The sequence below is a fragment of the Kocuria sp. KD4 genome (assembly GCF_011769905.1).
Taxonomy (GTDB): Bacteria; Actinomycetota; Actinomycetes; order Actinomycetales; family Micrococcaceae; genus Kocuria; species Kocuria marina.
Window position 1 is genome coordinate 959,416 of the sequence record NZ_CP050449.1, and the last position, 13,051, is coordinate 972,466.

Consider the following 13,051-nt stretch of genomic DNA (forward strand, 5'->3'; position numbering starts at 1 on the left):
GCGGCTCGTGAACCGGATCAGGACGCGCTGAACACCGCCGTATCCGGCAGGCGCCGACGCATGACGTCCACGGCCTCGGGGTTGGAGTCCACGCACACGAACTTCCGGCCCAGTTGCTCGCTGACCGCGCCCGTGGTCCCCGAGCCTGCGAAGAAGTCCAGCACCCAGTCCCCGGGACGCGAGGACGCCGTGACGATCCGGCGCAACACCCCGGCGGGTTTCTGCGTGGGATAACCGGTCTTTTCCTTGCCCGTGGGGGAGACGATCGTGTGCCACCACACGTCCGTGGGCAGCTTGCCGCGCGCGGCTTTGACGGGACCCACGAGCCCCGGGGCCATGTACGGCTCCCGGTCCACGTCCGCGGAGTTGAAGTGGTAGGCGGTCGGATCCTTGACGTAGACCAGGATCGTGTCGTGCTTGGCCGGCCATCGCTTGGCGGTGCGTCCGCCGAAGTCGTAGGCCCAGATGATCTCGTTGAGGAAGCACCGGCGGCCGAACAGCGCGTCCAGCAGCACCTTGACGTAGTGCACCTCGCGGTAGTCCAGGTGCACGTACAGCGTCCCGTGCGTGGCCAGCACGCGCCGGGCATGCATCAGCCGGGGTTCCAGGAAGCCCAGGTAGTCCGCGAATGAGTCCTCGTAGCGCAGCAACGAGCCCATGATCGTTTCGTAGGAACGCCCCGCGAAGCCCACGCGATCGCCCTCGCCCGAGGCCGCGGGGACGGAGCGAGTGGTGCGGCGCACCTGGTCCCTGCCCGTGTTGAACGGGGGGTCCAGGTACACCAGGGAGAACGCCTCGTCCGGCAGCCCCTCCAGCACGCTGAGGTTCTCACCGTGCACGATCGCGCTGGTGCCCTCCGCATCGAATGCGAAGGGCTCCCACTGCGTCATCTACTCTCCCGCTGCAGAGGACTGCTGCGCCTGCTGACCGCCCTGGGCAGCCTTGTTCTGCCCCGAGGAACGACGACGCCGCCGGCGCCGCTTGGTGCCCTCGCCCGTGTCCTCCACGGAGGTCTCCCGGGAACGCTCGCCTTGCTCGGAGCGGGGCCGCTGGTTCTCCGCGTGGGAGCGCCCCGCGGAGCCGCCGCGGGGGTCGGAACCGCCCGAGCGGCGTCGTGCGCCGGAGCCGTTGCGGCCACCGGAACCACCGCGACCGTCGCGGCCCGAACGCTTCTCGGAGTGCTGCGGCCTGCCGTCACCGAGGTCCTCGAGCTCCTCGGCGTCGAGGCCCTCGAGCGTGCGCTGCGACTTGGGCAGCTTGCCCTTGACGCCGCGCGGGATGTTCAGGTCCGTGTAGAGGTGATCGGAGGACGAGTAGGTCTCCACGGGTTCGGGCACGCCCAGCTCGAGGGCATTGTCGATCAGGCGCCAGCGGGGGACGTCGTCCCAGTCCACGAACGTGATGGCCGTGCCCTTGTTGCCCGCGCGCCCGGTGCGCCCGGTGCGGTGCAGGTAGGTCTTCTCGTCCTCGGGGCACTGGAAGTTGATCACGTGGGTGACGTCCTCCACGTCGATCCCTCGCGCGGCGACGTCCGTGGCCACAAGCACGTCCACCTTGCCGTGACGGAACGCGCGCAGCGCCTGCTCGCGGGCACCCTGGCCCAGGTCGCCGTGCAGGGGAGCGGCGGCGAAACCGCGGTGGATGAGCTCGTCCGCGAGCTTGGCGGCCGCGCGTTTGGTACGCGTGAAGATGATGGTCCGTCCCCGGCCCTCGGCCTGCAGGATGCGCGCGACGACCTCGTCCTTGTCCAGGTGGTGGGCGCGGTAGATGACCTGACGGATGTCCTTCTTGGTGCTGCCCTCGTCCGGGGCGGCCGCACGGATGTGCATGGGCCGGGACATGTACCGCCGTGCCATGGCCACCACGGGGCCGGGCATGGTCGCGGAGAACAGCATGGTTTGGCGCACCTGCGGAACCGTGGCCAGCAGCTTCTCCACGTCCGGGAGGAAGCCCAGGTCCAGCATCTCGTCCGCCTCGTCCAGCACGACCATGCGCACGTGGCTCAGGTCCAGGAAGTGCTGGCGGTTGAGGTCGATCAGGCGCCCGGGGGTGCCCACGACGACCTCCACGCCCTTGTCGAGCTCGGCGATCTGCGACTCGTAGGGGCGGCCACCGTAGATCGTGGCCACGCGGGCGTTGCGGGTCTTGGCGGCGATCGCGAGGTCGCTGCCCACCTGGACCGCGAGCTCACGCGTGGGGACCACGATCAATGCCTGGGGGGCGCCGGGCTTCTTCAACTGGGCCCAGCCGTCGTCGTCACGGCCCACGGCGCGCTGCAGTGCGGGGATGCCGAAACCGAGGGTCTTGCCGGTACCGGTCTTGGCCTGGCCGATGATGTCCTGGCCGGACAGCGCGATGGGCAGCGTCATGGCCTGGATGGGGAACGGGGAGGTGATGCCGTGCTCGGCGAGCGCGTCCACGATGTCCTGGCGGACGCCGAAGTCCGCGAACGAAGACTCGGTCACGGGTTCGGCGGTGTCGACCGCCTGGGTCCCGGCCTCGTCCGGCTCGATGATGTCGTGTTCGGGTGTTGCAGTGATATCGGTCACGAATGTCCTTCACGGGTCGGCGCGGGGCACCACACCGGATCATCGGCCGGGCCGTCCCGGAGGACGGAGCGGCACGAAGCGGGGGCCGCCGCGCTGTGAGAGGAAGCCGATCGTGAAACGCACCCCGCCCGGGCGCTCAGCGGAAGGCGCGGGACCTTCCGGGCGCGGGCCGAAGCCGGGTAACAAGTGAACGTGACGGTCTCATGGGACGACCGGTCATCCTGATAAACAGCTCCAGTGTACCCGCAAAATGGTGAGGCCCCCGGACGCGGTGGTCCGGGGGCCTCACGGCGTGGGCGGTTCAGCCGAGGGGCAGGGGGGTGAAACCCACCTTTCGCTTGGTCTCCTGGCCGGTCTCCACGTAGCCGATGCTCGCGGAGGGGACCACGGTGGTGGAACCCTTGGTGTCCTGCAGCACGAGCGGTGCGCCGGAGCTCAGCGCCTCCGTGACCTTGGTCTGCACCTCGTCCGCGGAGAGGTCGGCGTTGACCACGAGCTCGCGGGCCACGTTCTGAATCCCGATCTTGATTTCCATGAGTACCTCCTGCGGCGTCACCGGCCCACGGTGATCACGGGCCGGACCATGTCTTCCAGGTGCCGCGCACCCCGGTGAGGGGCGGGCGCGTCAGCCTCGGTCGTTGCCGATCAGTTTAGGAGCAGGTTCCCGGCGCTCCTCGTCGAGCGTCCTGATTCCGCCCCAGGCTAAACGGAAAATCCGGTCCTGGACCTCTTCGCGTGTGCCCGCTTCCGGGTGGCGGGTCCAGAACACAGCGGAGGTCTGGACCAGGTGCACGAGGCCCCGGGACAGCATGGTGGCCTGGGCCGGTGGCATGCCCGCTTTGGGTCCGAGCACCGCGGCCACGGCCACGGCGATCCCCTGGTAGAACTCGTCCAGTTGCGCCGCGACCTCGGGGAAGGACATGAGGTCCGCGCTGAACACGAGCCGATGGGCCTCCGGCCGGCTGTTCACGAACTCGAAGTGGGTGTCGATCACGTTCTGCACCCGCGCCTTGTTGGTCTCGGCGTTGGCCAGGGACCGCTCGAGCTTCTCGGACAGTTCCGCGAGCGTGAACTGCACGAGCGCCAGGAACAGGTCCCGCTTACCCGGGAAGTGCTGGTAGAGCACCGGTTTGGAGACCCCGGCCGCGGCGGCGATCTCGTCCATGGAGGTCGAGTGGTAGCCGCCTTCGGAGAACACCCGCAGTGCCGTGCTCAACAGCTGCTCCCGCCGCTGGTCCCGGGTCATGCGAGGGGCCCGCGTGTGGCCGGTGGGCGCGGGCGCGTCGCGTGCATCGGGAGCGTTCATGGGGTCCTCCTCTGTGACGGGCCCTCGCCCGTCGTGGCTTCAACCGGCCGCGCGGGGACGCGGGGCGTCTGAGGGGGATCGTTCAGCGAGGGAATCCTGATCCGCGGGGAGGGTCTGCGGTGGCGCGACCTCCAGACCGAACAGCGCTTCCAATCCGGAAATGTATTCGTCCGCGCGGCCCTCCGCGGCGAGTTGACGGGCACGGACGGTGGGGATGTGCAGCAGTGAGCGGACCATGCGGCGCATGGCCATCTCGATCTGTTCCTCCGCGCCGGTGCAGCCGTGGTGGGCACGGACCTTCTCGAGTTCGGCGTCCAGCACGGCCATGGTGTGCTTGCGCAGCGCCACGATGGCCTGGTCCATGGTGCGGGCGTTCTGGGCCGCCGCGAAGCCCTGGGCGGCCTCGTCCACGATCTCGCGCGCCGCGCTCACGGACTCGCGGGTCTCCTCGGGTGCGGCCACGCGCACCGATTCCAGGGTGATCAGCTCCACGTCCGGCAGGTCCGCGACGGCGGGGTCGAAGTCCCGCGCGAGCGCGAGGTCGATCACGGTGCGCGGTCCGCTCGGGAAGGCGGACGCCGGCATGGGGGCGGAGCCGCCCGAGCAGCCGATCACGACGTCCGCGCGGCGCAGTGCCGCCGGCAGCTCGACCTCCGTGACGGGGGAGCCGCCGCGCTGGTCCGTGAACTGCTGGGCGCGTCCGGAACCGGAGTAGACCTCGATGTCCGCGCAGCCGCGGTCGCGCAGCGCGGCCATGGTGGCGCCAGCGTACGCGCCGGTGCCGAAGATCAGGGCGTGCCGGTCGGGCCAGCTGCCGCGGGTGATGTCGTCGGCGAGGTCCAGGGCCACGGACACGATGGAGCGTCCCCGCTCACCGAGGCCGGTGCGGGCCCCGACCTCACGTGCGGTGCGGGCGGCGGCCTCGAACAACTGCACGAGGTGACCCGAAGCGGTGCCGGACTGGCGGGCCTGGTTCAGCGCGCGGCGGACCTGTCCGGTGATCTCACGCTCGCCCACCACGGCGGACTCCAGACCGGAGACCACGGTGAACAGGTGTTGCGGGACCTCGGTGCCGTGGTAGGTGTCCATGGTCTCCAGGACGAAGCGTTCGTCCAGCCCCGCGCGCTCGGCCACGCGTTCGGCGAGCTGCTGCTGGGCCAGGGCGACGTCGCGGGTCCCGTCCTCGGGCAGCTCACCGTAGAGTTCGAGCCGGTTGCACGTGGACAGCGTGATGGCCCCCGAGAGCGCCCCCTGGGACACGGCCTCCTCGGCCACCCCGAGAGCCCCCGTGCTCAACCGTGCGACGGTGTTGAGGTCGACGGAACGGTGCGATGCGACAAGACAGAAAAGAACCACAATCCGGCCATCCTAGACGAATTCATCCTGGCTCGCTCAGCATAACCACTGGGCGCGCCCGGCGCAGAGATTGCGTTCCCGGCGGACACTACGTCATCAAAACCGGCGGGCTCCTTTGGCACAATGGGGCCATTATGGCTTCCCAGAATGATCGCACCGTAGAATCCCGCCGCGCCGAGTCCCCCCATGATCCCGCCGCGGCCACGGAGCCGGGCGGCGATCACGCGTGGGAGCAGCGCATCGCCGCGCTGCCCACCGAGCACCCGCTGCGCTCGGCGGGTGTGGCCGACTCCCCCCTGATCAGTACCCTGCGGGGGCTCCCCGCCGCGCACACGCCCGTGTGGTTCATGCGTCAGGCGGGTCGCTCGCTGCCCGAGTACCGCGCCGCCCGGGAGGGCACGGGGATGCTCGAGGCGTGCCTGACCCCGGACCTCGCCGCGGAGATCACCCTGCAGCCGGTGCGCCGGCACGGCGTGGACGCGGCCATCTTCTTCTCCGACATCGTGGTGCCCATGAAGCTCGCCTCGGTGGCCGTGGACATCGTGGCCGGGCGCGGCCCGGTGCTCGACCACCCCGTGCGCACCGCCGCGGACGTCACCGCGCTGCCCGAACTGCCGGACTCGGCGCTGGACCCGATCCGCGAGGCCGTGGCGCGCACGGTCGCCGAGCTCGGGGACACCCCGCTGATCGGTTTCGCGGGCGCGCCGTTCACGATCGCCGCATACGCCGTGGAGGGCGGGCCCTCGCGCGACCACTTGCGCCCGCGCACTATGATGCACGCGGACCCCGCGTCCTGGACCGCTCTGGCCGAGTGGGCCGCGCGCACCTCCGGAGCGTTCCTGCGCGCCCAAGTGGAAGCGGGGGCCTCGGCCGTGCAGTTGTTCGACTCGTGGGCGGGTTCCCTGTCGCTCGCCGACTACGAGGCGCACGTCCAGCGCCACTCCGCGGACGCGCTCGCCGCCGTGGCGGACCTGGGGGTGCCGCGGATCCATTTCGGCACGGGTACGGGCGAGCTGTTGGCCGCCATGCGGGACGCGGGAGCGGACGCCGTGGGTGTGGATTACCGCATCCCGTTGGACGTCGCGTCGCAGCGTCTGGGTGGGCGCACCGTGGTGCAGGGCAACATCGATCCCGCGCTGCTCGCCGCCCCGCGGGAGGTGTTGCACGAGCACGCCCGCGACGTTCTGCGCCGCGGTCGCAGCGCCCCCGGTCACGTGGTCAACCTGGGCCACGGCGTGCCGCCGGAGACGGACCCGGACGTACTGAGCGAACTGGTGACCTTCATCCACAAGGAGACTCGGTGACAACTTCCCCCGGTGCCCAGCGGCGCACCGCGCCACGGCGTCCTCGCACGGCTCTCGTGGTGGGCGGCGGCGTCGCCGGGTTGACGGCCGCCCGTGACCTGGCGCGCGCCGGTCTGCGCGTGACCCTGGTCGAGGCCTCGGACCACTTCGGCGGCGCTGTGGGTGCCCACGAGGTGGCGGGACTCGTCCTGGACTCCGGCGCGGAATCCTTCGCCACACGCTCGGACGCCGTACCCGATCTGCTCGAGGAACTCGGGCTCTCCGACCGCGTGGTCACCCCCCATCCCGCGGGCTCCTGGTTGCAACTCCCTGAGGGTGCGGTGCCCGCCCCCAAGTCCGGGGTGCTCGGGATCCCCGCGGACCCCACCGCGCCGGAGCTGCGCAAGCCCCTGGGCCGGGCGGGCGTGGCCCGTGCGCGCATGGACAGGGCGCTGCCGGCCCGCGTGGGCGCGGGGGAGCGTTCCATCGGCGGTCTCGTGCGTGCCCGCATGGGCCAGCGCGTGCTGGACCGGTTGGTCACCCCGTTCGTCTCCGGGGTCTACTCGACCCACCCGGACGAACTCGACGTCGACGCCGTGGCCCCCGGTTTGCGCGCCCGCTTGCGCGAACTCGGCAGCCTGGGCGCGGCCGCGGGTGCACTGCGCACAGCGAGCCCCGCGGGTGCGAACGTGGCCGGTCTCGACGGCGGGATGAACCTGCTCAGCGAACGGCTCGTGCGGGACGCGGAGCGGTTGGGCGTCAAGCTCGTGACCCGCTACGACGTCATCGCCCTGGACCGCGACCCGCGCAGGCCCGGGTGGATGGTGATCCAGCGCCAACCAGTGAACGGGGACAAGACGGCCGTGGCCCGCGGGGAACTGCTCGTGATGGCCACGGACGGACCCACCACGGTGCGCTTGCTCGGCACGCAGGTCAGCGACGTCCAGAACTTCACGCCTCGCTCGGGGCCCCGGATCGCGCTCGCCACCCTCGTGCTGGATTGCCCCGCCCTGGACAGTGCACCCCGCGGGACCGGTCTGCTCGTGAGCGACGACGTGCGCGAGGTGCGCGCCAAGGCCCTGACCCACGCCACGGCCAAGTGGAAGTGGGTGGCTCGCGAGGCCGGGGAGCACCGCCACGTGGTGCGGTTATCCTACGGCCGGGCCACCCCGCGTGGATCGGGCCCCTCCCCGGAGGTCACGCTCGAGGACAAGCACCTCATCTCGCTCGCCCTCGGGGACGCGAGCACGCTGCTGGGCGTACCGATCGAGCCAGAACAGCTCGTGGGCGCGGACGTCGTGCGGTGGCACACCGCCCTGCCGCGCACGGACGCGGGTCACAGCGCCCGCGTCACGGGGTTCCGCCGGGCGCTCAAGGACGTCCCGGACGCCGCGGCCGTGGGGGCGTGGCTGTCCGGCACGGGACTCGCGGCGGTCGTCGCGGACACCCGCCACCAGGTCAGGACCCTGCTCAAGCACCACGGGTTTGACGTGACCCCGAACTGAGGGACCGCCGCGCGCGGGACCGAGCCGTGCGACGTCGTCCGCGCAGCCCGGGCAGTGCTGCGCGGGACGAGAACCACCGAACGTGAACAGAACGAGAAGTCGAAAGGGAGCACACACGATGAGTGAGCACGCAACCGAGGCACGCCAGGACGCGGCACAGGCCGGCGGGGACACGCTGTACTGGGCCGGTTACACGGTGTTCGAGCGGACGGGTGAGCGCCCGCGGGACGCGGACTCGCAGGCCAACCGCAGCGCGTTCGACGAGCTGGTGAAGGACCTCGAGGGTCGGGGCGTCACCGTGCGCGGCGTGTACGACGTCTCCGGGATGCGCGAGAGCGCCGATCTGATGCTGTGGCTCACGGGCAAGGAACCGGACGCCCTGCAGGCCGCGATCCGGCAACTGCGCCGTCAGCCGCTGCTCGCGGGCACCCGGCAGTCCTGGAACGCCATGGGCGTGCACCGCGAGGCGGAGTTCACGTCCAACCATTCGCCCGCGTTCGCGCGCGGCGCGGAGGCTGGCGCGTGGGTGTGCGTCTACCCGTTCGTGCGCTCCTACGAGTGGTACTACATGAACCCGCAGCGCCGCGGGGAGATGCTCAAGAACCACGGCATGAAGGCCCGGGAGTACCCGCAGGTGCTCGCCAACACCATCGCGTGCTTCGGGCTCAACGACTTCGAGTGGCTGCTGGCCCTGGAGGCCCCGGAGCTCGTGGACCTGGTGGACATCATGCGCCACTTCCGCAACACCGAGGCACGCCTGCACGTGCGTGAGGAGACCCCGTTCTACACGGGGCGCCGGATCACCACCCACGAGATTGCCGAGGTGCTTGACTGAGATGACTGGCACCCGAGAGACCAATGCCCTGAGTGCCGAGCGCGCCAACGCGCCGCACAGCTTCGACGCCCTGATCCTCTCCTCCTTCGGCGGGCCGGAGGGTCAGGAGGACGTGATCCCGTTCCTGCGCAACGTCACGCGCGGCCGCGGCATCCCGGACGAGCGGCTCGAGGAGGTGGCCACCCACTACCGTGCGAACGGTGGCGTGAGCCCCATCAACGCCCAGAACCGGGCGCTGCGCGATGCGCTCGAGGCCGAGCTGCGGCGTCGTGGTGTGGAGCTGCCCGTGCTGCTCGCCAACCGCAACTGGGACCCGTACGTGGCGGACGTTCTGCGCGAGAGCCACGAGCGAGGGTACCGGGACCTGCTGGTGCTCGCCACGAGCGCGTACTCCGGGTACTCCAGCTGCCGCCAGTACCGGGAGGACTACGGCGTGGGCCTGGAGGAGACGGGGCTGCAGGACGAGCTGCACGTGGAGAAGATCCGGCAGTACTACGACTCCGAGGGTTTCCTGCGCCCCTACGCGACCAAGCTGCGTGAGTCACTGGAGGCTCTGCGGCAGCGCACGGACGGTGCGCTCCGCGTGCTGTTCACGACCCACTCGGTGCCCATGACGGACGCGCATGCCGCGGGTCCCGAGCGCATGGACTTCGAGGGGGACTCCGCCTACGTGGCGCAGCACCTCGCGGCCGCGCGCTGGATCGTGGAGCAGGTGGGCGAGCCCATGAACGGGGTGGAGTGGGAGCTCGTGTACCAGTCCCGCTCCGGGCCCCCGCAGGTCCCGTGGCTCGAACCGGACATCTGCGACGTCATCCAGGAGCTGCCTGGTAAGGGCGTCACCGGCGTGGCCGTGGTGCCCCTGGGCTTCGTCTCGGACCACATGGAGGTGCTCTGGGACCTCGACACCGAGGCCCGTGACGCCGCGGCCGAGGCCGGCCTGGAGTTCGAGCGCATCCCCACCGCCGGCACCGATCCCGAGTTCGTGGCCGCGCTCTCGGACCTCGTGGAGCAGCGGCTGGGCACGCCCACCGCGCCCCCGCGGGTATCCGCGTGCGCCCAGGGCACGTGGTTCGACACGTGCGCCCCCGACTGTTGCGTCAAGATTCTGCGCGGTCAGGACGCACCCCGTCCCACGATCGCCCAGCGACCCGTGGGGGAGCCCATCCCGGTGGGCCTGGACGAGTCCGGGGACGTGACCTACCGATGAGCGGTGCCGATTTCACCGTGGGTACCCGCGGTTCGCAGCTGGCCATGACGCAGAGCCGCTGGGCCGCCGAGGCCGTTGCCAGCGCGGGCGGACTCGACTACGAACTGGTCACCGTGCGCACCGAGGGCGACGTGCTCACCGGGCCGCTGTCCCAGTTGGGCGGTACAGGGGTCTTTGTCACGGCGTTGCGGTCCAAGGTGCTCGACGGCGCCGTGGACCTGGCCGTGCACTCCCTCAAGGACCTGCCCACCGCGGCGGTCACGGGGCTCACCATTGCCGCGCTGCCGCAGCGTGAGGACCCGCGGGACGCCCTGTGCGCCCGTGACGGTCTGACCCTCGACGAACTGCCGGAGGGCGCGGCCGTGGGCACGGGCTCGCCGCGGCGCGTCGCGCAGTTGCGCGCCCTGCGCCCCGACCTGCGCATCGTGGACATCCGCGGCAACGTGGGCACGCGGCTCAACCGCGTGGCTCCCGGGGACCCGGGGGACCTCGACGCCGTGGTGCTCGCGGCGTCGGGCCTCAAGCGCCTGGGCCTCGAGGGGCGGATCACCGAGTACCTGGATCCGCACCGGATGCTGCCGGCCCCGGGCCAGGGTGCGCTCGCGCTCGAGGTCTCGGCGGAACTCGCGGCGGACTCGGGTCTCGCGACCGGTCTGGCCGCGGTGGACCACCTGCCCACGCGGCTCGCGGTCACTGCGGAGCGCTCGGTGCTGGCTCGCCTCGAGGCGGGCTGCGCCGCACCCGTGGGAACCTTCGCACGCCTCGTGGACGGTGATCTCGAACTGGACGTCGTCGTGGCGAATCCGGACGGCTCCGAGGTCATGCGCCGCACGGAGTCCGCGCGGGAACCCTCGGTCGAGGCCGCGCGGGCTCTCGGTCAGCGGGTCGCGGATGACCTGTTGGCCCACGGCGCGGACCGGTTGGCACGGTTGAGCCTGTGACCGCGGCGCGCGTGCTCATCACCCGCGACCCCGCTTCCGCGAGCGCCCTGGCGGTGCTGCTGCGGGAGCGCGGGTACGAGCCGTGCGCCTCGCCCCTGCTCGAGGCCCAGTTGCCGTCGGACGTGGAATCACTGCGGGAGCTGCTGGCCGAGGCCACCGGCCCGAGCGGTCCCACGTGGTTGTGCGTGACGTCCGCGACCACAGTGGCGGCGCTTGCCGCGGTCGCCCCGACCCCGCAGTGGGGTGCCGCGCTCGACGCCGCTCGGCGGCCCTCCGCTCGTCATCGCACCGAGGCCGGTGGACCCGCGCTGCGGGTCGCCGCGGTGGGCGAGGCGACCGTCCGCGCGCTGGGGGAGTATGGTGTGGGCGTGGATTTCGTCCCCGCGCGCGTCTCGAGCGCGGCGGGCATGCTCGCCGAGTGGCCCGAGGAGCACCCGGGTGCATCCGGGGCCCCGGTGCGGGCCCTCGTGCCGGTCTCGGCGCTCGCGTCCGACGCCCTCGTGAGCGGACTGCGGGAGCGGGGGTACGACGTCGTGCGGATCACCGCGTACGACACCGTCCCGGCCCCGGCGGACCGCCCGCTGCGCGCCCCCGGTGCCGGGACCGCAACCACACCAGAAGCCCCCGAGGAATGGGGCGCCGACGCCGCTCGGGCCGCGTGCGCGGCCGGTGAGCTGGCCGCGGTGGTGGTCACGGCGCCGTCGCGCGCGGACGCCCTGCTGGAGGGCATGACGCCCGCGGCCGCCACGGCGTGGATCGCGATCGGGGAACCGACCGCCCGCGCGCTGCGGGCCCGCGGAGTGGACCCGATGACCTCCGCGCAACCGACCCCAGCGGCCCTGGCCGACGCCGTGTCGCGGGCGCTGGGTGAGCCGGACACTTCGGCGCCGGAGCGGGACGATCACGCCGAGCCCGCAACGACGACGCCCGCGACGACCCGCCCCGCGACGACTCAAAGATTTCGATGATCAGGAGATGTGAACCATGACCGACCATGACGTGTCGTACGACCTCGTGTCACGGCCCCGCAGACTGCGCAGTACCCCGGCCATGCGCCGGTTCACCGCGGAGACCCGCGTGACGCCGTCCGAGCTGATCCTGCCCGTGTTCGTCAAGGAAGGACTCGACGAGCCGCAGCCCCTGGCCTCGATGCCCGGTGTGGTGCAGCACAACATGGACTCTCTCAAGCGCGCGGCCGCCGAAGCCGTGGAGCTGGGGCTGGGCGGCTTCATGTTGTTCGGGATCCCGCAGATCCGCGACGCAGAGGGCTCCGCCGCGCTGGACCCGGACGGCATCCTCAACCGCGGGATCCGTGCCGTGCGTGACGAGGTGGGGGACGACATCGTGGTCATGTCGGACCTGTGCCTGGACGAGTTCACCGATCACGGCCACTGCGGTGTGCTGGATGATCAGGGCCGCGTGGACAACGATCGCACCCTGGAGATCTACGGCCGCATGGGCCTGGCCCAGGCCGAGGCCGGCGCCCACATGCTGGGACCCTCCGGGATGATGGACGGCCAGGTGGGCGTGATCCGCGCGGCACTGGACGCTGCGGGCCGCGAGGACGTGTCGATCCTCGCCTACAGCGCCAAGTACTCGTCCGCGTTCTACGGCCCGTTCCGCGAGGCCGTGGACTCCACGCTCACGGGTGACCGCAAAACCTATCAGATGGATCCTGCGAACCGCCGGGAGGCCCTGCTGGAGCTGCAGCTGGACCTGGACGAGGGCGCGGACATGGTCATGGTCAAGCCGGCCATGAGCTATCTGGACATCCTGCGCGAGGTCGCGGACGCGTCCCCCGTGCCGGTCTCGGCGTACCAGATCTCGGGTGAGTACGCGATGATCGAGGCCGCCGCGGCGAACGGCTGGATCAACCGCGACGCCGCGATCCGCGAGTCCGTGCTGTCCATCAAGCGCGCCGGGGCCAACTCGATCCTGACCTACTACGCGACCGAGCTCGCCCGCTGGTTCCATGAGGAGAACGGCAGGTAACCCCAGAACCCCCGCGCCCGCGCCGTCGCGCGGCACGGTCTCACCGGGAGAGCCTCCCGGCGAAAGGAATGAAGTGA

Annotated in this window: 12 protein-coding genes; 7 read left to right on the forward strand and 5 right to left on the reverse strand. The window is 71.3% G+C overall.

Features of this window, described 5'->3' with window-relative positions:
• Positions 1 to 17: 17 nt before the first annotated feature.
• The 5 genes from HBK84_RS04475 to HBK84_RS04495 all read right to left on the reverse strand — a co-directional run bounded on the left by HBK84_RS04475 (position 18) and on the right by HBK84_RS04495 (position 5,211).
• Positions 18 to 890 carry a site-specific DNA-methyltransferase gene (locus HBK84_RS04475; RefSeq protein WP_167318298.1) on the reverse strand — a complete coding sequence of 291 codons (873 nt, stop codon included), beginning with the start codon at positions 888 to 890 and terminating at the stop codon, positions 18 to 20.
• A complete protein-coding gene (locus HBK84_RS04480) occupies positions 891 to 2,549 on the reverse strand; it encodes a DEAD/DEAH box helicase (RefSeq protein WP_167318299.1) in 1,659 nt (552 codons plus the stop codon). It lies immediately after the preceding gene.
• Between the two features lie 301 nt (positions 2,550 to 2,850).
• Positions 2,851 to 3,084: a DUF3107 domain-containing protein gene (locus HBK84_RS04485; RefSeq protein ID WP_035965329.1), complete on the reverse strand. Its 234-nt coding sequence runs from the start codon at positions 3,082 to 3,084 to the stop codon at positions 2,851 to 2,853.
• Positions 3,085 to 3,174: 90 nt separating this feature from the next.
• Positions 3,175 to 3,855 carry a TetR/AcrR family transcriptional regulator gene (locus tag HBK84_RS04490; RefSeq protein ID WP_085107688.1) on the reverse strand — a complete coding sequence of 227 codons (681 nt, stop codon included), beginning with the start codon at positions 3,853 to 3,855 and terminating at the stop codon, positions 3,175 to 3,177.
• A gap of 39 nt (positions 3,856 to 3,894) precedes the next feature.
• A complete protein-coding gene (locus HBK84_RS04495; protein ID WP_167318300.1) occupies positions 3,895 to 5,211 on the reverse strand; it encodes a glutamyl-tRNA reductase in 1,317 nt (438 codons plus the stop codon).
• 134 nt (positions 5,212 to 5,345) lie between these two features.
• Between HBK84_RS04495 and hemE the strand changes: the two genes are divergently transcribed.
• The 7 genes from hemE to hemB all read left to right on the forward strand — a co-directional run bounded on the left by hemE (position 5,346) and on the right by hemB (position 12,974).
• On the forward strand, positions 5,346 to 6,515 hold the full coding sequence (hemE, locus tag HBK84_RS04500; protein ID WP_098053937.1) for a uroporphyrinogen decarboxylase: 1,170 nt from the start codon (positions 5,346 to 5,348) through the stop codon (positions 6,513 to 6,515).
• On the forward strand, positions 6,512 to 7,999 hold the full coding sequence (gene hemG, locus HBK84_RS04505; RefSeq protein ID WP_085107679.1) for a protoporphyrinogen oxidase: 1,488 nt from the start codon (positions 6,512 to 6,514) through the stop codon (positions 7,997 to 7,999). The genes hemE and hemG overlap by 4 nt, the downstream gene beginning before the upstream one ends.
• A gap of 118 nt (positions 8,000 to 8,117) precedes the next feature.
• A complete protein-coding gene (gene hemQ, locus HBK84_RS04510; protein ID WP_098053941.1) occupies positions 8,118 to 8,834 on the forward strand; it encodes a hydrogen peroxide-dependent heme synthase in 717 nt (238 codons plus the stop codon).
• A gap of 1 nt (position 8,835) precedes the next feature.
• Positions 8,836 to 10,041 carry a ferrochelatase gene (locus HBK84_RS04515; protein ID WP_167318301.1) on the forward strand — a complete coding sequence of 402 codons (1,206 nt, stop codon included), beginning with the start codon at positions 8,836 to 8,838 and terminating at the stop codon, positions 10,039 to 10,041.
• Positions 10,038 to 10,982, forward strand: a complete 945-nt coding sequence (gene hemC / locus HBK84_RS04520; protein WP_167318302.1) for a hydroxymethylbilane synthase — start codon at positions 10,038 to 10,040, stop codon at positions 10,980 to 10,982. The genes HBK84_RS04515 and hemC overlap by 4 nt, the downstream gene beginning before the upstream one ends.
• Positions 10,979 to 11,950: a uroporphyrinogen-III synthase gene (locus HBK84_RS04525; protein WP_167318303.1), complete on the forward strand. Its 972-nt coding sequence runs from the start codon at positions 10,979 to 10,981 to the stop codon at positions 11,948 to 11,950. Before hemC ends, HBK84_RS04525 begins: the two co-directional genes overlap by 4 nt.
• Before the next feature lie 16 nt (positions 11,951 to 11,966).
• A complete protein-coding gene (gene hemB, locus HBK84_RS04530; RefSeq protein WP_085107670.1) occupies positions 11,967 to 12,974 on the forward strand; it encodes a porphobilinogen synthase in 1,008 nt (335 codons plus the stop codon).
• Positions 12,975 to 13,051 lie beyond the last annotated feature (77 nt).